This window comes from Rathayibacter sp. CAU 1779, assembly GCF_054551755.1.
This window is the reverse complement of sequence record NZ_JBTOLK010000001.1, coordinates 262,352-284,799: the sequence shown is the minus strand read 5'-3', so window position 1 is coordinate 284,799 and position 22,448 is coordinate 262,352. Positions and strand designations below refer to the sequence as shown.

Genomic DNA, 22,448 nt, shown 5'->3' with positions numbered 1-22,448 from the left:
GGCTCCGTCATGGTTCATGACGGAGCCGAGGCGAGGAGAGTGGCATGGTGCGTGCTTCCAAAGATGACCGGGCGATGGCCGAGCTGTTCGAGGGCCAGCGTGGCCGTCTGACCGCTGTGGCCTCTCGCATGTTGGGCTCCCGAGCGGATGCGGAAGACGCGGTGCAGGAGGCCTGGCTGCGGTTCGCCCGGCAGGACGAGGCATCCATCGACAATCTGGGCGGATGGCTGACCACCGTCGTCAGCCGCATCTGCATCGACACGCTGCGCACGCGTAGCGCAAAGCCGGAGACGCCCCTCGACGACCGTCTCGACTGGATCGTCACCGAAGACGACGACAACGCACCGGAGCGCAATGCCGTGCTCGCGGATTCCGTCGGCGCCGCCCTGCAGATCGTGCTCGACACGCTCACGCCCGACGAACGACTCGCTTTCGTGCTGCACGACACGTTCGCCGTGCCGTTCGCCGAGATCGGCGACATCATCGGCAGGTCACCGGATGCCACCAAGATGCTCGCGAGCCGCGCCCGTCACAAGGTGCGGGGTGTGGAGCGTCCCACCGACCTCCGTCGTCAGCGCGAAGTGGTGGACGCCTTCCTCGCGGCGGCCCGCGACGGCGACTTCGACGGACTGATGCGGGTGCTGGATCCGGAACTCACCTGGCGCATCAACACCCCGCGCGGCGTCATCGAGCGGCACGGATCCGAGGAGCTCGTTCGCCACGGCGTGCGTGGCAAGAATGCGTCGGTCACCGCCCGCCGCGTGCTCGTGGACGGTCGGCCGGGTGCCGTCGCCTGGCGCAAGGACGGATCTCCGTTCCTCGTCATGCGCTGCACCGTCGTGGACGGACGTCTGGCCGTGATCGAGTCGATCACCGATCCGGCGCGCCTCGCAGAGATGGACCTGCCGGCGCAGTCCGCCTGACCGCTACCGCTGGTTGAGCCCGTCGAACCAGCCACGTCGGGGTTTCGACAAGCTCAACCCGTGTTCCCGTTCTTGTCCACCTGCGTTACCTCTTCACCGGTGCATCCGTCACAGCTGAGTAGGTGATTCCACGAGAGAAGAGGAGAACATCGTGGCCCGAATCAATGCTTTCGCCACCGCAGTCATGCCGAAGTTCGTGAAGTACGTCGTCTCGGCGGATAGAGTCATCGAGGAGTCGACGCTGCCGGCTTCACTCGACCAGCTCATCAACGTCAGATCGAGTCAGATCAACGGATGCGGTGCCTGCCTCGACATGCACGTCAAAGACGCACTCGCAGCGGGGGAGACGCCGCTGCGCCTCAGCCTCATCGCGGCCTGGCGGGAGACGACCGTCTTCACGGATGCCGAGCGTGCTGTGCTCGCCCTGACCGAGCAGGCGACACGCCTCGCCGACAGCGCAGGCATCGACGATGCCGTGTGGGATGCCGCGGCCGCCCACTTCGACGAGGAGCAGCTCGCCGCGATCGTCGCCCGGATCGCGCTGATCAACGCGTTCAACCGCATGAACGTGATCCTGCAGGAGAAGGGCGGCAGTTACGATCCGTCCCGTCGCGCCGCGGTCGTGTCAGCAGCAGCGGCGGGCACCGACCCGAGGGCCGCTGCGGCCGAACCGGTCTCGGTCTGAGCGCGGCGCCCATCCGACAACGGCAACAGCGCCATTTGCGCACTATTGCGCTGCCTTAGGCGGCGCTGCAGTGCGCAAATGGCGCTGTTGTCATGGGACGTCAACCGCGATCGACGGATGCCGCCAGCGGCTCCCAGAAGTACCCGAACGACTCCTGCGGCCCGGCCATGAACCGCTGCGAGAAGACCACGCCGATGAGGTCGCGCGACGGATCCACGTAGGCGCTGGTACCGGATCCGCCCGTCCAGCCCCACCGTCCGGGCGCGGACCACGGATGCGGCGTCCCCGTCTCGACCGACACGCCCCAGCCCCATCCGACCCCGGGACCGGCGAGCTCGCGCAGGCCGTCGCGAGCAACGGCATCCAACTGCGTCGTCGTGGCCCGCTCGACGATCTCGGGCGGCACCAGTTCGCCGTCCGCGAAGGCAGCAAGGATGCGCACGAAGTCCGGCACCGTGGACACCAGGCCTCCGGCCAGGCTCTCGAAGAAGGGCGGCTGCGAGAACGCGCGGTCGTAGTCCTCCGCGAGCTCGAGGCCCTCGCCTGCAGGACGATATTGGGTCGGCATCCGCTCGTGCGTGGAGAACGCCGTGTGCGTCAGGCCGAGCGGGCCGGTGATCGTGCCGAGCAGCAGGTCGTCGAGCGACTGCTCGGCGACGCGGGAGAGCAGGATGCCGAGAAGGTCGGCGCTCGTGTGGTAGATCCAGCGCTCTCCGGGCTGGTGCGCGAGCGGAAGCGCGGCGATGCGCCGGAGATACTCCTCCACGGTGCACTGCGGTGGCAGAGGGCCGATGCCGAACGGATTCAGCTCCGCCGCGAGCGGTGTCCGTTCGAACTGCACGCCGAGCCCGCTGGTGAAGGTGAGGAGATCGCGAACGGTGATCTCGCGATCGGCCGGCACGGTGTCGTCGAGGGCGGCGTGCGGTGAGCGGAGCACGCGTCGGTCGGCGAGCTCTGGCATCCATTCGGTGATCTCGTCGTCGAGATCGATCAGGCCGTCGCTGATGAGGTGGGCTGCCAGCACGCCGGCGACGATCTTCGTCAGCGAGGCGATGCGAAACGGGGTGTCGACGCGGATCGGGGCGGGGTCGGCGACACCGGCGACGATGCCGGGAGCCCATCCGGATGCCACGCGCTCGTCGAGCGAGCGCCACACGGGTTCGAAATCAGGGGACATTGATCCACCATGCACGCCCCTCGAACGGGGGTCAAGCCCGATGTTCCCCCCGATGTTCCCTTCCTTGAGGCCGTCGCGGAAGAGTCCGGAAGGTCGGCCGCTCCGGAAGGTCGCCGGTTCGAAAGCCGTCGATCGGGCCATCTGCCTTCGGGTACATCCGGACCTCTGGGCGACACCTGACCCGACGGCGGATGTGATCGAGAAAAGCGAGTGTCGAGTGTGGGCGTGATCGAGACAAAGGAGCGCGAACGGTGGGTGTGATCGAGCCGGCGGGCGCCGCCGGTTGCCTGTGGTTCGAAGGGGTGCCGCGGGTCCGTTATGATGGTCTGCGTGTGTCCGCCTGGCGGTGCGCACATGGAGACGTCGCATAGTCCGGTCGAGTGCACCACCCTGCTAAGGTGGAGTCCCCGCAAGGGGACCGAGGGTTCAAATCCCTCCGTCTCCGCTCTGAAAAGTCCTGGTCAGGGCTTGTCTCGTGCCCGACTCTCGCTCGGTCGCCGAGGTAAATCCGGAATGCGGCTTCCGCCAAGTGTCCCCTGAGTGTCCCCACGGGTTCTCCACCATGGAAGAGTGGTGCACCAAGGTGGAGCACGCCGTTGACTGTGTGCGTTGAGCTGTGTGCGTCACTGCGTATCGAGATTGATCCGGGAACCGCCAGGTGGTCCCATTGATCGCTCGGCTCAGCCCCGTGTGCCATGCGGGCGAGGAGCGGATGCTTCGGGACGGCATCGGTTGCCGCTCGTAGCATTGATTCAATCGCGTCACGCATGGTCATCGGCAACCTGCCAGCCTGCATCGCCCGGAAGGAGATGCTGTGGAGCGCGCCAGGAAGGCGATAGAGGTCGGGGGCTCCCCAGAGCCAGGTGGACCTGCCGCGGTCAGCAGTCCATATTCGACCGGCGGCGGCGGAGTCACGTTCGAGCGGCGGGTTGCCGCTTCATACCTAGCCGCACTGTTGAAGAGCGACTCGGCTCCAGGCTTGGACGGGCGTCGAGTCGTCCAGGTCGCTTTCCAACAAGCTCCAACCGAAGCCGTCGATGACCTCGTCATCCACGCGCAAGGCAACGATGATGCGTCACCGTCCTTCACCGTCGCGGTAGGCATCCGCAGGCACCCGCTCTTCACGCCTAGCGATCGGGACACCCAGAAGCTTCTCACTGACTACATCCGTTCCCTGATTGAAGCCGAGAAAGTTGGCTCTGACCAGGAGTACTTTTTGGTCGTTGCCGGACCACAAGCCCCGGCAGGTCAACTTGCAACGCTTGCCGCCCTCGCGCGATCCTCCACAGAGGATGCCTTCTATCCGCTGGTCGCAGAACCAGGAAGGTTCGAGCGGGCCATTCGCACCCGGCTGAGTCACTTCCTCGTGTTGGTCACTGCAGCGCTGACCTCGCTGGGCTTGCCGCACACCGAGGTCGACTCCCGGTTGACGGCGTGGAGGGTGTTGCGCCGGCTGACCGTCCTCCAGCCTCGTTACGAGGCACCCGACCTGACCGACTGGGAGCAACTGGTCAACGCGCTGCAGCATCCGGCACGGGGCGCCAACCTCGACGGGGCTCGTGTGCTCCGAGATCGATTGGAGGTCCTGGCCGGCACCTACGCTCCCCAGGCAGCAACCGTCGACCAGATGACCTTGCTTCGCGACGTCCGCCCCTTGGTCAGCACCGATCTCACTCGATTCCACCCCGGTTGGGCAGCGCTCGTAGCCCAAGAGCAGCTCGCCCGCAGCTTGATCCGATCGACCATCGGACAAACACCCGATTTCGGCGGCGTGCACCTTGACCGGTTCGAAGCTCGAGATGCGCTCAGAGCGCTCCTTCGCACCGAAGAGACCATCCTGGTGCACGGCGAGTCGGGAGCCGGCAAGAGCGCGCTTGTGCTGAACGCAATCGACGCCGAGAAAGCAGAAAGCCCCGACGCGTTCGACGCTGTCTACCTAAGCTTGCGGCAACTTCCCGACTCCGGAAGCCTCCTTGACTCCTCGCTCGGCGCTCCGCTCGCCGACCTGCTGCGAGTGATGAACGCGCCGACTCGCGCTATGGTCATCGACGCGGCCGACTACCTCGCAGAAGCAGCGTCGACCTCTTTCGCCTGGGTCGTGCAGGCGGCGCGCGCCACCGAGGTGAAGTTGGTCATTGTCGCCACCAGCGGCTCACTGGCAGCGGTCAAGGCCGAACTCGGGCACACCGCTGCAAGCGTCGAATACAAAGTGGATCCCCTCGACGACGGCGAACTCGAGACAGTTGTCTCCAGCGCCACCAGCCTTCGCGGGTTGCTCACATCCGAGCGATCAAGAGACCTTCTGCGCCGTCCCGTGGTCGCTGACCTACTTGCTCGCGCGCAAGTGAGCAGTGGCGCCAGCAGCGAGACCGACGCAATGGCGCAAGTGTGGAAAGTCCTCGTGCGACGCGACGAGCGAAACGACCACGGCGCCCCAGATGCCCGAGACCGAGCGCTGAAGCTCCTTGCTGAGCACGCGCTGGGGCGACTGAACGACGACCAGCTTCTCGAGCGTCTAGAGCTCGATGTCGTGGACGCGCTGCGACGGGACAGTCTGCTCGGGCCGGCCTCGACATCACCGTGGCAGCGCGCTCCCGAGTTCTTCCACGAACAGGTACGGCTGTACGCGGTGAGCCAGGTTCTGCTGTCAGGCGCAGATCCGGTTTCTGAACTGATCGCCGCCTCCGCGCCACGATGGGCACTGCCCGCGGCCCGACTTGCGGCGCAGTACCTCCTTGCAGCAGCGGACTCGCCACTGAATCCGCAGGCGGGACGCTTCGAACGACTACAGACCCAGTTCGACAAACTGCCGGTGGCTGGCTTCGGCGAACGCTGGGCGGATCTGCCCGCAGAAGCGGCCCTCCCGCTGGAGGGATCGCGGGAGCTACTTTCTTCCGCCTGGCCATCACTCGTCGCCACCAACGGCGCCGGCCTCGCCCGCCTCTTGCGCGTGGTTCAACAACGACACCTCCGAGGCGGCCTCGTCGACGCGGCCGTCGCCGAGCCACTCGTCTCCGCTCTCTTGGAGGATGGCTGGCCACGTGAGTTGAACAAGAAGGTAGAAGAACTCATCCGCGATTGGCTTCGAGCGCTCATCATCTCGAAGGTGCCTGCGGGCCACGTGGTCAGGGTCGCGTTGCGCGATCGAATCGTTGCGCGCGTCGTCAACGCCGATGCAGAGGGCGAGGCGGCGGCACAGGCTACCCGCGATGCGCTGGCCGCCAGAACACCCGAACAGATCGCTGAGGACGAGGCGCGCACTCGGCGGATCCCAGCCGTGAGTTCTATCGGATTCGAACGCCACCGCCGCAGAGCAAGTCGGCAATACCTTCCGCGCGAATTGACCGACGACGCGGTTGTGGAACAGCTGGGACTATTAGGCCCGGACCTTGGGCCAACCGGGGAGGCCCTCCTTCGGCGCATCGCGGAAACCGCGCCCGCAGATCTCGAGCCGGCAGTCGATGGGCTGCTGGGGGGACGCTCGCTCGCGGCGTACAACCCCGCACTGCTCGTCGAATTGGCGGAGGCTTACTACATCGAAGACGTCCATCCTGAGGACGATGACTTTGGCTGGGGTGGCCGAGAGGAAGGCGTCCGATGCCACGGGCACTCCCGCGGCACAATGCCATTCAGCTCCGCGTACCACGGCCCATTCCTCGCGATGCTCCAGACGGACTTCCGCGGAGGAATCGCATTCATCGCCAGGCTGCTCAACCATGCCGCGCTCTGCCGAGTCAAAGGGTTCCGGCGCTGGCAAGAAGAGGGCGATCCCGTTGCCGACAACTCGGTAGTACTGTCCATCACGGGAGAGCCGCAGTCGTACATCGGCGACGCCAACGTGTGGATCTGGTACCGCGGCGGAGGAGTCGGACCGTACCCCTGCATGAGCGCCCTTCAGGCGCTCGAACTCGTCGCCGACCAATTCATTGCTGTCGACATACCGCTTTCGCGCCTCGTCGAAATGCTCATGGCGAACTGCAACAACCTGGCTATGCCTGGGCTGGTCGTCGGGATGCTCGTTCGTCACCTCGAGTCTGCAGGCACGCTTCTGGATTCGTATCTCGCAGAGCCGCAGGTGTGGGGTCTCGAATTCGGACGAGTCGTTCAAGAAACCACCGGGTTCACCCTTGGGAAGTCCGAGGACGTGGATGCGCCAGAACGTCGGAAGTGGTCGCTCAGGGAGGTGTCGATGATGCTGGCGCTGAACGCGGACTCGGAGCGTGTGGCGGAGCTCGACGCCATCGCAGATCTCCTTGAGACGAGGGCCAGAACCCAACTCGACCTCGAACCCGATGCGGAGCCTGACGAATGGACTACACGTCAATTCGCAACTGTTGCCGGGTGGGCGTCGTCGCTGCGTCGATCCTCCTTGCGGATGACCCAAACCAACGGTGGAGTGGTGATCGAGGGCAGTGTCCCGGACGCGGTCGCGAGAATCCTCGAACCGACCCAAGTCCAGGGTCAACGCATGTCGGACGCCTACGGGATCGCAAACCGATATGACTACGCGCGACACTCCCTCTCCGGCCCCCCTGCTGTCGACCTGACCGACCTGCACAACGACGTCAACGCAGCCCGAGCCCTAGTCGGGACGGAAGAGTTCGACGGCCAAGTCATCGCCGAAGCATGTTCCGCCCTCGCCTGCTCCGTCATTGAGCGGCGGTTCATCCATGGTGACCCTGTGGACGAGGCCGACTTGCTGTGGGCGGCCGAACTCCTGCTCGAGGTCGCATCCGCGTTCGCCGGCCAGCCCGAACAGGAGGCCTACGACTTCACCTACTTCAGCCACACCCCGGACATCCCCGCCAGCCGAGCCGTCGCCCTCCTCCTGCTCCCAGAGGCAGGTCCGTTGCGGAAGATGCTCAGCCACGACCAAGGCGAACCCATCGAACAAATCATCGCCGCCAACCGGTGGGCTGCCACCCACGGTTCCCTTGACGGCCGCTTCGTCTGGTCCCGCTCGCTCGACCACCTCTGGCGCGCAGATCCCATCAATCTGCCCGGCGGCGAGACATCGCACACCCTGGCCTACTCACTAATCGAAGAGTCACTGAGGGGCACCATGCTTGGTGCCTGGGACGCCGAAAGCCAGAGCCGAACGATAGGGCGCATCATGGGTCCCATTGACGAAGCGCTCGCCGACGCTTCGCCCAAGAACGTGATTGAGCAACGGCTGATCCCAGGAATCCGCGGCCTTCAGCAGCTCGCAATCCGCAGCGACGCCGCAGGTGATCAGGGGTTTCAACTACTGACCGCTCTTGTCGCCAGCTACAGCACGACGCGACAACAAGAAGAGTTCGCACCTCCGCACAGCCAAACGGACATGCTTGCCTTCGCCCGCGCTCTGCTCCTCCTGTCCGCTCATGGCAAGCCCGACACCCTCTTCCGGCGACTGGAAGGATTCATCGACCGCAACGACCTGCTCGATGAGTTCATGGGCGCCATCGCTGCGGCCGCCGAGGAGAACCAAGACGCAGCAGCGACTGCGATCGACATCTGGCCACAGCTCATGGAACACGCGATGAATCTCATGGACCTCGGCCACATTCCAGTCGGGGACGGATGGCTGGCCGCCCGCGGCATCGCCTCGTTGATTCCGAACATTGCATACGACAACGCTTATCTACTGCGGGAACTGGATAGCACGCCAATCGTCTGGATCGACTTCGACAAGATCGCACCTCAGATCGCCCGATGGGTGCCATTTGCCGCCGGACATCGAGAGAGCGTCGACCAGCTCATCGCCCTGCTGCGGCTAACAAGCGTGGATCGCCAGGTCAGCGACGGACTGCCATGGATCGAGGACCTCGTGAGTGCCGACCCGACGGCGATCGCAGGCCGCTCGTACCTCTTGCCCGAGTGGCTTGCCGAGACTCGTTCTGCGGCGCGTGGAACGCCTCAAGGCCCGAACTGGCAGCGAATCGTTGACCTTCTCGTCGTCGCGGGCGAGGAACGCATCGCTGCCTTGACGGACTGATCCGCGCCCGCAATGGCGCCCGCGTCGAAAATGGACTCACCCGCGATAAGGCCAGCCCAGCGTTTGCCGGGATCGCCATCAAGCCGCTTCACCTCTTGGGCGAGACGATACTGATCTCGTGCTCCAGATCGTCACCAAGATGTACTTCCGGCCCGAGGTCGAGCTCTACGAATCGACGCATCGCGAGGTCTGCTACTCGAACGCCCTGCTTCCCGGATCGGAACTCGCGCTTCCCATAGGCCGACTGCTCCCCTCAAGTTCGCTGAGATTTTGGTTCAACGCGGTTACCGTCGAGGCGCACGAATTCCTCGAGGCTGTCCTGGACGACGGGAGCCCGTCAATCCACCGCGCCACAGGTGGCCTTGAACTGATTGACGACCTAGCGGACGTCCTTTCGTTCGGCCTGAACGTTACGTTCAGCCGCTCGATCGACCTCGTGAGGCAGTTGGTTCCGCGATATGGCGCCAGCCCGCGCGGAGACACGGCGGCCGGACTGCTGCGCCAGACGTTCGACCCGGCGGTATCGATTGGCCAGGAGGAGTTCGATAGTTTCATAGGCTTCTTCGACTCGCTGCTGTCGCTCGAGCGCCCGTCCTTTGAGGCCGCCATGCGGGCCATCCGGCGGGTCAGGCGCGCGTGCGAGCGGGCCGGTGAGAACTCGACGACGTCGTTCACCGATCTCGTCGCCGCGCTCGAGTCGTTGTCGCACGAGGCCTCGACACCGGCCCCGACGTGGTCGCAACTTGACCCGCGAAAGCAAAAGCTGTTCGACTCGGCCCTCGCTGATGCGGACGAGGCCACCGCGACAAAGGTGAGGGAGGCGGCCCTAACGTCCGAGCACGCGGGCGCGACTCATTCGTTCGTGCAGTTCACGCTAGATCACCTCGACCCGTCCTACTACCGAGATGGCGCTCGCGGCGCGAACGCCCCAGTCCGCGAGCGAGATGCAGAGCGTCTTCTGAAATGGGCGTACCGGATCCGATCGCAGAACGTGCACCGGCTGGCGGAGCTGCGGGAGAAGTACTGGATCCAGCCGAATCACCCCGAAACGGTGCAGGCCCTCGTTGAATCCGATCCCGAAATCCTGACCCTCGAGGGCATGCGCCGAATCGCGACGCACGTGGTGAGGAACTACGTCGCCCGGTCGCCCAAGGGCATCGTCCCGTTCGACTGGCGGGCCGAGGTTCCGGGGACCGCAAGGGTGCTTCTTTCGTCCCAGTACTGGATTCACCAACCGGCGGGTCTGGACAAGGAATCCGCCGACCGTTATTTCGCCGGACTGATCGAGCAGGTGATCGAACTTCACGCCGGTCACGACTTGCTAACCGAGATGCCCGACACCCTGGCCAAGATCGAGAGGACGGTGCCTGGCATGGCCGACGGCGCACCCAAGGCATACATGCTCGGCACCTACGCGCTTTGGGACGGCGTGGTGGACGCGGAGCATCGACGCAAGGGAGCCGAAGCGATGCTAGCGAAGCAGTCAAAGAGCCTGGCCGGATTCCCGTTCGTCAAGTTCGTCGTTGAGCTGTTCAGCAACCGCTTGAAGGATTGGACTCCCGAGCAGTTGGTCGCCGCGGCGGACGCCCGCCGCGCGGAACGGGGAACCAGGCTTCATCTTCGCGTTCCGGCCTCGCTCGATGCAGCGTTGCAAGTCTTGGCCGCGGAGGCTAGAGCGGGGCAAGGCGATTTTGATTCGGCGCGCGACTACGCCGATCGTGCAGTTCTCGAGCTACCGGGCAACGAGGTACTACTCGCCTGGGAGCATGAGTTCGCGGCGAGGAAGGTCCCCGAGCTCGCCCTGAACCTCATCATCCTGGGACCACCGGAGGGTGAACGCCTGGCAACAGTCGCTCCTTTCGAGACTTGCACCGAGGCCACGGGCAAGGAATCTAACGCGACAGACCCCGAGGGCGGGGACGCCTGACGCGGATCACATCGCAGGTCTCCGCTCCGCCGAAGGGGGACTTCGTGTCTCCCTTGCCGGGGCACGCGAGAGGAGGCGCGTTCGACGCCATTCGACACTCAATTAACTCGGCAAACTGCGACCTGTGGGAGTCGCGACCGTGAGATGTCCACGCCGACGGCGAGAATGTGCCCATGCGAAGTCTGTTCGGTCCGCCAACCTCGCCAGAGGCCGCTGACCGTGCTGCGCGCGAGTGGTCGGACGCCGTCGATCATTCCGCCGCTGTCGGCGCCCGGCATCACATCGTCCCGCGGTTCTTGCTCGCGCGATTCGCTAGTCCGCAGGGTCGCCTTCGCGTCCGCGATCGCGTGACTGGGACTGACTCGATTCGAGGCATCGGCGATATGGCGGTTCGTGACTTCTACACAGCAGTCACCGACGCCCGCGTGCTCGACGCGTCCTTCGAAACGCTCCTCAGCGAGATTGAAGGAGCAGCAGCAGAGGTCCTGCACACCCACCTCGATGCGACGGCCTTCACGCGTCCTCGGCCGCTCTCCGATTCCGAAAGGTTCAAGATCGACACCCTCGTCTCCATGCAATACGTGCGTGGGATGCGTGTGCGTCGGGGGCTCGAGATCATGACCGACTACGGCATGAAGTTAGTCAACCAGGACAAGCTCAGCGTGACCGACGTCGACGAGCTCGACATCGTGCCGCACTCGAACGACCACCTCCGGATAATGGCGCCTCTGTCGGAGCACGCGTTCGAGGAACTCGCGACGCGACCGCTGACGATCGTCACGATCGACCAGCCACTGTTCATCACGGGCGATGAGCCGGTGGTGCTTTTGCACGAAGGGCCGCGCCCAATGGTCAACCCGAATGGGTACGCCAATGTCTCCGGTCCCGGCATTGATCCCCGTGATGTCGTCCAGTTTCAGTCCCCGCGCGGCGGTCTTGCTGAGGCGAATGAGATCGCCCTCGCAGTGTCACCCACGACCGTTCTCGTATACGGGCTCGAACACGATGGCTGGGAAGGACCCCCACAAAGCCTTGCCGGGTCAGCAGCTGGTGCCGCGGCCAAGGAGCACAATGCGATGGTCATTGACGGCGCGATCGACTGGGTCGCTGCCCACCCCGATCACGCCTCATTCAGGACCATGAAGATGCCGTCACCCGCCCCGATCGTGACGATCATCGACGGTGGAAGCCAGATGGCCAGGCGGGCGAACAGCAGCAAGAATCGCAAGCCGATCAACCGGCTTCGAGCCGACGACGTCAACATCGAACCGCTGCCCAAAGACCCCGATCAGGCGGCCCAGATCGCAGGTTGAGCGGGTCCCCGTGTGTACCCAGAGTGCCCCCCCTCGTTCGGAGGATGCTGTGTTTCGAGACACTTGGGGTGCAAGGAACCCGGAATGACGGGCGTGACGCGCAAATCGGGGCCCTGCTAAGGTAGAGCCCCCTCACGGGGTCCGAGGGTTCAAATCCCTCCGTCTCCGCCAAAACGGCTGATCAGAGGCCTATTCCTGAGTCGTTTCGTCCGGCGTGGGTCGCGTTGCGGCTCTCGTTCTTCGGCCAAGTGTCCCTCAGGTGCGGGGCCTTGCCCTCGATGGTCGAGCACCGATCGATCCCATCAAAATCGCCGAACACAAACGCATCTATCGCCGCGTCGATGTCGAGCGCCTCGCCGGAGTGCACGGTTGAGCATCGAGACACGCAAGACCAAGGCCGGCAAGACGGAATCACGCGGGTTTTCCGCGATTTTTCGTCGCAGGCGGATTCTGCCCAGAGCCTTCAGTTGTTCGTGGTTCAAGTCCCACGATGGGGTCGCCGAGAACAGCTTGGGCGCAGCAGGTGCCGTGGTCCGCTGAGCTGCCGCGATTGTGGCCAGAATTGTCGATGCCGCTGCAGGGGCCCGGCCGTATTCCGGGAGTGCCTCGCTGACGATACAGCGATCATCGCGCTCAGGCAGACTGTCGAGTCGATCCTGCGCTCGCGCTTGCAGTCAAAAGGTATATAGGGCTGTGTCAATTGCCGGGCTCACAGACTAGAGAGTCCAACCTTGTTAAGCGGGGCTGCGAGGCACGGCCACGTCGAGACGTCTCGGTTGCGTTGATCGCGCGCGGATGGCAACTCCCGCCGCCGTACTCGACGGGGGGGGCATTCGGCGCTGGCCCAGCGTTGGGCGGCTGCGGACGATTGCGCCGGGATCACCGACGCCGACCTGACCCGAGTGGCAGCTCTGATTGGTGAGAGCACGCGAGTCTCAGTCGCCGACGATCGCACCATCAAACGCGGATCGGCTACAGGCTCGTGCTGGCGAACCTCTTACCAAATCTGTAGACGGAGCACCATCAGGAACAGAACAGGCCGTCCGGTCAGCGAACATCCTGCACCTGACGCTCATGCCGAACAAGCTCAGGTAAGCGTGCTGATAGCTGTTATCGCCCCACCGACAGCCACCGGCGTGGCAATAAGCAGGCCGAGCTCGCGTGCGCGTGCGAGTAGTCCCTGGCGTCCGCTTGCTTGGAGTTTGCGGCCGATGTTTGTGATGTGGTGTTTGACGGTGTGCTCGGCGATGCCCATCTGTTGGGCGATTTCCTTCGTGGAGGCCTGTCTTGTGATGTATTCGAACACTTCGATTTCTCGATGGCTCAGAAGGTCGGCTATGCGTGCGGCGTTGACTACTTCCTGCGTTGAAGTCCTTGCCTCGGATATGGTCTCGAGGATGATCTCGCCGACGTCATCGAGGATGTGGGCGTTCAGTGCCATGGCGATCTCGGTAGGGGCCCATTTGCCGTGCTTGTTGAGCTCGGTCAGGGCGATTCCGAAAAGCGTGTGCGCTGCCCGCATGGCCTCGCGTGCGTCTAGGCCGGAGGCGAGGAAGTCTCCTCCGATGAGCCGCGGACTGGTGTGCGCCTCGGTTCGCACACTTTGCTGACCTTCAAGAACCGTGAGCACGTCGATGACGACTTCGCGAGCGTGTTTGCGTCGTGCTGCAACGTCGGCCGGGGTCTGCACGACTGGCCGCGCTGACTCGTGGAGGGCGACCAGGTAGCTGCCAACGATTGCTTCAACTATGTCGCGTCGCGTCGTTGCGCCATGCGGGCGGGGAGCTGCTATTGCCACACTGCAACCAGGGTTCTCGTGGATGGAAAGTGAGGTGAGTGTACAGCACGGTCGGCCGTCGACTTCAAATCGGGAACCTCGAGCTTTCGCTGAGCGACCAGAGGCGCCCAGGCAGTGTGAAAAATGGCACCGGGGTGCTATATGAGGTCCTCTCACTTGGGCTCTACGGTCGGGCTGACAGCCGCGTTGCGGCGCCAGTTCGAGGGAGTCACTATGCCCGTTCGCCGTGGTCTTCTGCGCTCACTTCCGAGGAGAAAGTGGTCGAATCCTGTAGCGGCATTGGCGATTGCCTCGATCGTGCTCATCAGTCTCGCGGGGGCTGTCGTTCCTGTGTCGCCGGCGGTGGCGAGTCAGCAGCATTCGGCGTCGGATGTGGGGGCGCTTCCGGTGAAGAAGGGGAGCCTGCATCATGGGGCGTCGTTGAAGGCGAACTCAGGCTTCCGGCCCTCGGCCGCGGCTGGCGAAGTGTCGTTACCGAAGGCGAAGTCATCGACGGATGCGACGAAGAAGGGAGGGTTCGACCGGACCAAGTCGAAGGTGGTGCGGCGGGGCGAGTTCACGCAGTTGTACCAGAACCCGAACGGGACGCGGACTCTGGAGGAGTCGGTCCAGCCGTTGAATGTGAAGAGTTCGTCGGGGTCGTGGGTTCCGGTGTCAACGAAGGTCGTGGCTGATGCGTCGACGGGAGGGTTGAAGGTAGACAACAATCCGCTGCGACCTAAGTTCTCGCGCTCGGCGACGGGTTCTGAGTATTCGGTGTCGTCGGGGAAGTACACGGCGTCGTTCTCGATGTCCGGTGTCCGGAAGGTGACGGCGAGTCAGGCGCCGCTGGTGGATCGGGTCGCGAGCGGTGGTGATGCTGGATCGTCGGTGGCGTATCAAGGCGTCTTGCCGAACACCGATCTGTCGTATCAGGTGAAGCCGGGTGCGGTGAAGGAGACGGTGGTGCTCGAGGCCCCGCCAACCTCGGCGAACCCGAGCTGGTCCTGGACCATCCACGCCCCCGGGCTGACGTTGTCGAAGGATCAGATCGGCGACATCGTCTACAAGAACGCGAATGGTGTGCAGGTTTTCGTGACGCCGACTCCGGCGATGCAGGATTCATCGGAGATCGAGGGGAAACGCGGTCCGGTGATCACCGATGTGCCGACGACGCTGACCAAGCTGGCCAACGGGAACTGGCGTCTGACGTTGACACCGGATGACTCGTGGTTGCAGGATTCGTCGCGCACTTATCCCGTCTATGTCGATCCTTCGACGGCGTCGTCGAGCGCTCAGAATGCACAGTCTTTCGAGTCGAACGGGACCGTGCTGGGCGGTGTTGCCTACGTGGGGAATTCAAGGGCGGGTGGGGACACGTATTGGCGGACGGTGACGACGTTCAACTATGAGCAGCTCTTCGGTTACCACGTGCTGGGCGCCGAAATCGAGGAGTGGTATCTGAACAACGGGACCACGAATCAGACGACGGGAAACGTTTTCTGGGCGAGCGCGTTCAATTTCGGAGGCCTTGGGAATTGGCTCTCCGGAATTACGATCTCGGCGGGCGGGTCTGGGTACGGCTACGCGTCGGACTCAGGGTTGACGAACGAGATCAGTTCGTGGGTGAATGCCCGCTCAAGCGGCAATTATCTGATGCTGACTGGTCAGGAAACCGCGGGATCCTACACATATAAGGATCTCGGTCTGGAGATGTACATCTCGTACGAGGCGAATGTGTCGGCGTCGGCCACGCACGTCTCGGTTCCTGATGGGGACGGTTTCGCCGCGACGACGTCGTCCCCGACAAGCGGGACTGGTTCCTCGACACCGACCCTGTCGGCCGCAGGCGGCGGCGGAAACGGCAGCTACATCGGTTATGACTTCACGGTTTCGGCGAACTCGAACATGTCGAGCCCGTTGTGGAGCACCGGATGGACGTCGTCGACCCAGGTGAGGGTTCCCGGCGCTGTCCTTGCCGCTGGGAGCAAGTACTACTGGCAGGTACAGGCTGAAGACAGTTACGGAGTCACCGGTGCGTCGCCGGTGTACTCGTGGACGACGTCCGCCAATCCAACTGTCGCGGCGACGGTTCCATCGCCGGGTGATGCTTCGATCGTCGCTGATCTCACACCGACCCTGATCGCCCCGACGGCGACCGCAGCTAACGGGCAGACACTCTCATATGCGATCCGTATCACCACGGGTGCGGACGGAGTTTCCGGTCAAGTGGCGTTGTCACCAGTGTGTGCTGCCACGGGGTCGGCGTGTGTGGTGGATGCTGCTGCCGGCACCGTCACATGGACCGTTCCGGCTGGGCTGTTGAACGACTCGAGCTCGTACACGTGGGACGAGATCATCAACGATGCCTATGACGACTGGACGCCGAGCGTGCAGCGTCTGACGATGAACCTGCGCGTGTCAACGCCGGGACCGTCTCCGACGGACACCGCGGGCCCGGTCACGGTGAACCTTGCCAACGGCAACGCGTCCGCCACGTTCAGGTCACCGACGGTCCAAACCGTTGGGGGGCCGATGGGGATGTCGTTCAATTACAACTCGGAGCTCGCCGGCAATGCAGGTCTGATCGGTTCCTACTACGACCGGACCCCACCCAGCGGAGGATCGGCCGACCTCAAGTTCGATTCGTCGCTGCCGGCACCGGCGTTGGTGCGCACGGATCCGGATATCTCGTTCGACTGGTCGAACGGTGCCTCGCCCGCCCCTGGTGTTCCTGCGAACTATTTCCTGGCGCAATGGACCGGGTATATCAGCCCACCGTCGGGGACCTACGAGTTCGGGCTTGTGCACGACGACGGTGCTGTCATGATGCTCGGCACTGGCAGTGCGCAGCAGACCGTCCTGTCATACTGGAACACCCCTCTGACCGGGTACACCCCCCAGTGGGGAACAGCCTCGTCACAGCAACTTGTCGTGGCGGCCGACGGCCTGACCGCAACCTTGAACGGGCAGACTCTGAACCTGCCGATCCCGATCACTGTGCAGTATTCACAGGTCAATGTCTGGTCGTTCATTTCGCTCGAGGTGCAGCAAGTCGGGCAGGCATCCACCGCACAGGTGGTTCCCGCGTCCTGGTTCACGAAGTCCGCGCAGACCCTGCCTTCCGGCTGGTCTGGGTCCGGGGCGATCGCCGGTACCGCTGATTCGTACGCGGGTGCTCAGATCCACGAGGGTTACGTCACACTGCAGGCAACCGACGGGGAAACCTTCACCTACACGAAGACCCCGACAGGCGGATACACGCCACCACCCGGGGAGTCCGGCACACTCACAACGGATCAGAACGGGAATCTGTCGTTCACCGATGCCACCGGCACCGTGTACCTGTTCGATGGCGCAGGCAACGTGGTCAGCGCCACAACACCGGAGGATCTCACGCACCCTGCTGCCCCGGTGCCCGCATACAACTCGTCCGGACAGCTTATGAGTCTGTCTGACCGACTGTCCTCCAACGGTGCCAGCCCTGCCGTGTACGCCCGTCAGGTGCAGTTCACCTACCTGAATGCGACGAGCGCGGCCGCGACGGGGACCGGTGTGGGTGACTGTGCACCACCATCCGGGTCGACCTTCACGACAGCCAAGGATGCAGGGATGCTGTGCCAGATCGCCTACCCAGACGGGTCAACCACACAGTTGTATTACGACAGCAATGGACAGCTAGCCCAGGTGGTGAACCCGGGCAACGCGATCACCGACTTCGGATACACCAAGCAGACCACGGGACCCATGGCGGGTGAGTATTTGCTGTCCCGCATCCAGTCGGCGACGGCGACCGACTGGCTCGCATCTCAGGGGATGACCGGGACGCCGCCGACCACAGTCGACACCGTGATCGGGTACGACGAGACAAGTGACGCTACGGCCGGATACGTCACTAGCGTGACACTGCCATCTCCGGATGGTTCGACAGCTTCTCCGCAGCCGCAGAAGACATACACATATGAATCGCGGCCGACGACCACGAGTGTCGGAACGACCTATGTGGATGCTGCAGGAGAACCCACCATGCCGACCACTGACGGTGCCGACGGGCATGCGGAGACCGTCACCTTCAACCAGTCGCTCCAGAAAGTCAGCACCACAGGTGCATCGGGCCTTACGGCACAGTCGTACTGGAACAGCTCCGACGATCTAATGGCGCAGATCGACCCGCAAGGACACGAGTCCACCACCAGCTACGACTCACAACACCGTGCCACGGACACATTCGGGCCGGCACCGGAATCCTGCTTCCCGTCTCTGAGCTCAAGCATCCTCGGCCAGACCGCCACAAACCAGACCCCCGCCGCAGGGGTGACCGGGTCCTGTCCGGCGTTGAACATGCCCGTCGCACACACCGCCACGGCCTACGACGGGGCCGGAGCGCTCAACGGCAAGGCCGGCGGACTCGACGCCAAGTGGTACAACAACGGCACCCTGTCCGGCATCCCCACCGCAGAGACGGTATCGATCCCAGCAGCCGCGGGCGCTGTTGGCGGTGCCACAGACGGATCCCTGAACTACTCGTGGACCGCATCCAACAACGGCAGCGCCGCCGTCTCACCCATCACAGGGCCAACCGGAACAGCCGTTGGCCCCTACACGTGGTCCGTCATGTTCAGCGGGCTGATCACCTTCCCGACAGCGGGCACCTACCAGCTGTACACCTACCAAGACGACGGCACCCAGCTATGGCTCAACGATGCCCAGGTCATCAACAACTGGGGCGGTGGGCCACCGCACTATTCGCCAGCCAAGTCCGTGACGGTCACAGCTGGTCAAGTCATGAGAATTCGACTCGCCTACTGGCAGTCAACGGAAGGAGCCCAACTTCAACTCGACTGGGCCACCCCAGGAAACGCCGTCCCGACCGCACCAGCGAACAACGTTCCTGTACCGGCCGTAGATCTGTCTCCGGACTACACACTGGTCACCGCTACAACCTCAGACGACTCGGCCCCATCGAGCACATCGGGAGTCTTGAGTTCGCAGGTGCCCTTCACGAGCACGTCAACGTCGTACGGCGCCAGTCCGTGGTTGGGGCAGGTTGCCTCCTCGACGGTGGATCCCGGTGGATTGAACCTGACGAGCACAGCCACCTACGAGACCGGAACTACCGGGTACAACCGGCAGCTGACCTCCGCCAAGCCTGCCGGATCCGGAACGACATCCAGCAACACGTACTACCCGGCCACTACCGGCTACGGGACCGTGCTCGGCGTCAATAGCCCGGTATGTGCGGTACCGCTAACGACACCGCAATACGGGATGCTTGAGTCCTCGACCGATCCGGCACCGGCCGCGGGTGCGGCGATCACGACGCAGTACGTCTATGACGCGTGGGGGCGGGTCGCCGGATCCAGGAATATCGCAGCCGGAAGTTGGTCGTGTACGACGTATGACGCGCGTGGTCTGGCCACGGCCCAGTCGTACCCTGCGCTGGACGGCAACGCCGCCTACACGGTCACGAACGGGTACTACTCCGACGGCGCCACACCAAGCCCGTTGGTGACCACAATCGCGTCGCCTGTAACGGGGTCGCCGAATGGTGGCAAGATCACGACGGTGGTGAACCTCGACGGGCAGGAGACGAGTTACACGGACGTGTGGGGTGCCGTGACCACGAACGCGTACAACCAGGTCGGCCAGGTGATCTCGGAGGTCACGACCGAACCGGACAGCACGGCGACGACCGTGGCATACACATACAACGTGGACGGGCAGGTCGTGGATGAGACCGTGAACGGGGCGGATGCCGCCCAGGCGACATACACGCAGGGTGTTCTGACGAATGTTTCCTATCCAGGTGATGGCGGCGCAGGTTCACCGGTATCAGGAGAGTTACAGTACGCACCCGCAGGTCAACTCGATACCGCCCTGTGGTCACTGCCGGATACGCAAGAAACCATCGCCGACGGAGAGCTGTTCTCGCAGGCTGGCCGCGTACTGGAATACGGGATCGGAACCTGGCAAGGCGACTCACCCATGACGACCGCGACGTCGACGTACACATATGACACTGCTGGCCGGCTGGTGCAGGCGGTGATCCCGGGCAACACGCTCACGTACGGGTTCGGGACGGCCACCTGCGGCAGCAGCACGAATGCGGGAGCCGACGGCAACCGGACCAGCTTCACCGACGAATACACCGGGGGAACCACAAGCACGACCTCGTCGGCTGCGTACTGTTACGACAACGCTGATCAGCTGATGGGCACGGTGGCATCGGATCCGCCAGGTGGTGCAGACCCGGTCGTGGCGAACAACCTGACCGAGACCGGTGCCGCCCCCACCCTCGCATACGACAGGAACGGGAACATGACCACGCTGGCCGACCAGACCCTGTCGTACGACGGCGACAACCAGCTCATCACTGTCACCTCCACCGGTGGAGGAGTGGCCGCCTACGCAGCGTCGATTGCATATGTGCGGGATGCGACCGGCAGGGTCGTGCAGGAAACCACCACCAGTAACGGTGCCACCCACACCTACGATTACGCGTATGTCGCTGGAGGTGGTCTCGGCGGCGTGCTTGTGAACGGCAAAACCACTGATGTCATGCTCACCTACCCGGCCGGTGTGTCCGAAAGTATCCAAGCCTCCGGCTCGAAATGGTCGTTCCCGAACCTGCAGAACGAGACGATGTTCGTCACCGACGGCACTGGACAACAACAAGGAACCATCGAGTATTACGACCCGTACGGGAACCCACTCAGCAGCACCCGCCAGATCGAAACCATCACCGCGAACACCTCCACGACTCCGACAATGTCGATGCCGAACACCACCGAGGCATTCGGAGGCGGGGCCGCGAAACTCACCGACACCCTCGGCGACATTACTGAAACCCAAATGGGAGCACGTCAATACTCACCAGAATTAGGACGATTCCTCCAGACTGACCCTGTCGCTGGCGGCAACACGAACGCCTACAACTACCCAAACGACCCCGTCAACTGCAACGACGTTACTGGGCAATTCGTGACCCGAAACCTTGTGGACGGATACCTGAGCTCGACTCAGGCCGCACAGGCGCAGCCGACCGCAAAATCGGAAGCTGCGAAAGTTGCAGCGCAGGGTAGAAGCGGCACACAGGGCGATTCCAATAGCAAGACGAATCAAAGGCTTGCCAGCACTATCTGTTCCGGGATTGGTGCCATAGCTGGCTCACTTAGCGTGATGCTGGAGGTTTCTTCGCCAATCAACGCTTGGGGAGAACCCGAAGCGATTGCGCTCGGCGCGGTATCGTTTGTTGCCGGCGGAGTCGCGACGTACCTTGATTGCGGTCCGCTACAAGACCAAGTTGCGTGCACTTTAGACGTTATTGGTGATGGGGCCGCAATGGTGGGATTCGCCTTCGGCTCCCCGGGCGTAGACACATTGCCTGACAGTTGGGCTGCTACGGTGAAGGGTCTCGGACTAGTCGGGGATGTCCTGGCAGCGGATGGTGGTTGGCTCGGCTTCATTACTGGTGGAGGCGGCCTACTGAGAGGGGGTGACTAGATGAATCAGGAACCGCAACAGGGGCGACGCGTGAAACCCTCCGCACGGACTTGGTCGCACGTCGGGCCATTCTTGGCTGTCCCAGGGATCGCAGCGCTATTCTTCATTGGCGCCGGAACGTATAGCAAGAGCTATAGCCTCTTTCTGATCGCTTTTATCCTCTTCTGTGCAACGGCCGCGGCCCTGGTCGCCTGGCGAATTATGCTTCTCTATCTCACGCGCAAAGAGTTTGCAAACGGCTACACCTCGTTTCAGTCCGCCTCGGGTCGCCGTGGAGACGTCGCTAGGCCAGGCGATAGTAGTAGCAAGGTTCGAGAAGGGCGTACGGCGGTCTCGGTTTCCCTGAGTTCTCTCCAAACCGATCCGAGCGATCGCCGCAATAGAAATGTCTTTCGTGCCCTCGCGTTGCCGCTGACTCTAGTCGTCGCGGTTGTCGCGTTTGCCCTGCGGATTATCGAGTTCGGTATCGAAGCGCAAGGGTCGGTTTGGACCCCGATTCTTGGCGCATTCTCAATCGTTGGGGTTCTTTTTTCGGGTTACTGGCTCGCATCGGTGGTTCGTGCTCAGGTGGAGTTTCATCGTGTTGATCGCGCTGGTAACAAAGCGCTATTCCTTGTTGCTCCGACCGATCAAACCGTGAGGAACCTAATCGACTGGAAGCTCGCCGACGCTGTGCCAATTCGACTGATCCTTGCGGTTCACGATGGACAGTTCAGCGTATGGGTCCCTCGGCGCACTCCCACGCTAGTGGTTCGAATTGATGCCGCCTGCTCAGCGGCGTTCGCTGTAGAAGAAGCGTATGAGGGTTTCCGCAAACCGGCGGTGTTGATCACGTTTCCTTCGGCGCGAGGTGCAACTGGCTATGCTTTCACTCCTCATCGGGCGCTTTTCCCTATGGCTCGGGTATCCGGGAGTGGCGTCGCAGCGGTGTATAAGCGTCTGAAGGCTGTCCAGTGATCGTGGAAGAACCCAGCCGCACCCCGGGGCGGCCGGACACGGTGGACGGTCCGACCATTACAGTCTTCATTCAGGCGTAAGGGGCCGAAGTGGTACCGCCTGTTATTCGACTTGCGGCTGCCAAGGGCCCTGACCAAGTTGCTGGAAGAATTCGATAGCGATTTCCTTAGGTGGACGGCTTCGCTGACTCGGTCAAGAATCGTGGACGC

The 22,448-nt window shown here is 63.3% G+C and carries 9 protein-coding genes and 1 tRNA gene; 8 read left to right on the top strand and 2 right to left on the bottom strand.

Features of this window, described 5'->3' with window-relative positions; genetic code table 11:
• Positions 1-44 precede the first annotated feature (44 nt).
• Both ACX9R5_RS01235 and ACX9R5_RS01230 read left to right on the top strand, forming a co-directional pair.
• Complete coding sequence (locus ACX9R5_RS01235) at positions 45-923, top strand: sigma-70 family RNA polymerase sigma factor (RefSeq protein ID WP_459407191.1); 879 nt, start codon at positions 45-47, stop codon at positions 921-923.
• A 151-nt stretch (positions 924-1,074) separates the two neighbouring features.
• Positions 1,075-1,608 (top strand): carboxymuconolactone decarboxylase family protein, encoded by a 534-nt coding sequence (locus ACX9R5_RS01230; RefSeq protein ID WP_459407190.1) that lies wholly within the window; start codon positions 1,075-1,077, stop codon positions 1,606-1,608.
• A 100-nt stretch (positions 1,609-1,708) separates the two neighbouring features.
• Here ACX9R5_RS01230 and ACX9R5_RS01225 read toward each other — a convergent pair whose 3' ends face one another.
• On the bottom strand, positions 1,709-2,785 hold the full coding sequence (locus tag ACX9R5_RS01225; RefSeq protein ID WP_459407189.1) for a serine hydrolase domain-containing protein: 1,077 nt from the start codon (positions 2,783-2,785) through the stop codon (positions 1,709-1,711).
• Positions 2,786-3,141: 356 nt separating this feature from the next.
• On the opposite strand from ACX9R5_RS01225, the gene ACX9R5_RS01220 reads away from it, so the two are divergent.
• From ACX9R5_RS01220 to ACX9R5_RS01205, 4 genes are all read left to right on the top strand, one after another.
• Positions 3,142-3,230 (top strand) — tRNA-Ser (locus ACX9R5_RS01220).
• Positions 3,231-3,764: 534 nt separating this feature from the next.
• The gene (locus ACX9R5_RS01215) at positions 3,765-8,762 is read left to right on the top strand and encodes a hypothetical protein (RefSeq protein WP_459407188.1); all 4,998 of its coding nucleotides are present in this window, start codon (positions 3,765-3,767) and stop codon (positions 8,760-8,762) included.
• 118 nt (positions 8,763-8,880) lie between these two features.
• A complete protein-coding gene (locus ACX9R5_RS01210) occupies positions 8,881-10,689 on the top strand; it encodes a hypothetical protein (RefSeq protein ID WP_459407187.1) in 1,809 nt (602 codons plus the stop codon).
• A 173-nt stretch (positions 10,690-10,862) separates the two neighbouring features.
• Positions 10,863-12,002: a DUF4238 domain-containing protein gene (locus ACX9R5_RS01205; RefSeq protein WP_459407186.1), complete on the top strand. Its 1,140-nt coding sequence runs from the start codon at positions 10,863-10,865 to the stop codon at positions 12,000-12,002.
• A gap of 1,087 nt (positions 12,003-13,089) precedes the next feature.
• On the opposite strand, the gene ACX9R5_RS01200 is transcribed toward ACX9R5_RS01205, so the two are convergent.
• Positions 13,090-13,692 carry a helix-turn-helix transcriptional regulator gene (locus tag ACX9R5_RS01200; RefSeq protein ID WP_459407185.1) on the bottom strand — a complete coding sequence of 201 codons (603 nt, stop codon included), beginning with the start codon at positions 13,690-13,692 and terminating at the stop codon, positions 13,090-13,092.
• A 387-nt stretch (positions 13,693-14,079) separates the two neighbouring features.
• Between ACX9R5_RS01200 and ACX9R5_RS01195 the strand changes: the two genes are divergently transcribed.
• Both ACX9R5_RS01195 and ACX9R5_RS01190 read left to right on the top strand, forming a co-directional pair.
• Positions 14,080-21,282 carry a PA14 domain-containing protein gene (locus tag ACX9R5_RS01195; protein WP_459407184.1) on the top strand — a complete coding sequence of 2,401 codons (7,203 nt, stop codon included), beginning with the start codon at positions 14,080-14,082 and terminating at the stop codon, positions 21,280-21,282.
• A complete protein-coding gene (locus ACX9R5_RS01190) occupies positions 21,283-22,239 on the top strand; it encodes a hypothetical protein (protein WP_459407183.1) in 957 nt (318 codons plus the stop codon).
• Positions 22,240-22,448 lie beyond the last annotated feature (209 nt).

What these genes read in the sequence shown, in the direction of transcription:
- ACX9R5_RS01225 (WP_459407189.1), bottom strand. Translation starts at nt 2,785, where the DNA reads ATGTCCCCTGATTTCGAACCCGTGTGGCGCTCGCTCGACGAGCGCGTG.
- ACX9R5_RS01235 (WP_459407191.1), top strand. Translation starts at nt 45, where the DNA reads ATGGTGCGTGCTTCCAAAGATGACCGGGCGATGGCCGAGCTGTTCGAG.
- ACX9R5_RS01205 (WP_459407186.1), top strand. Translation starts at nt 10,863, where the DNA reads ATGCGAAGTCTGTTCGGTCCGCCAACCTCGCCAGAGGCCGCTGACCGT.
- ACX9R5_RS01190 (WP_459407183.1), top strand. Translation starts at nt 21,283, where the DNA reads ATGAATCAGGAACCGCAACAGGGGCGACGCGTGAAACCCTCCGCACGG.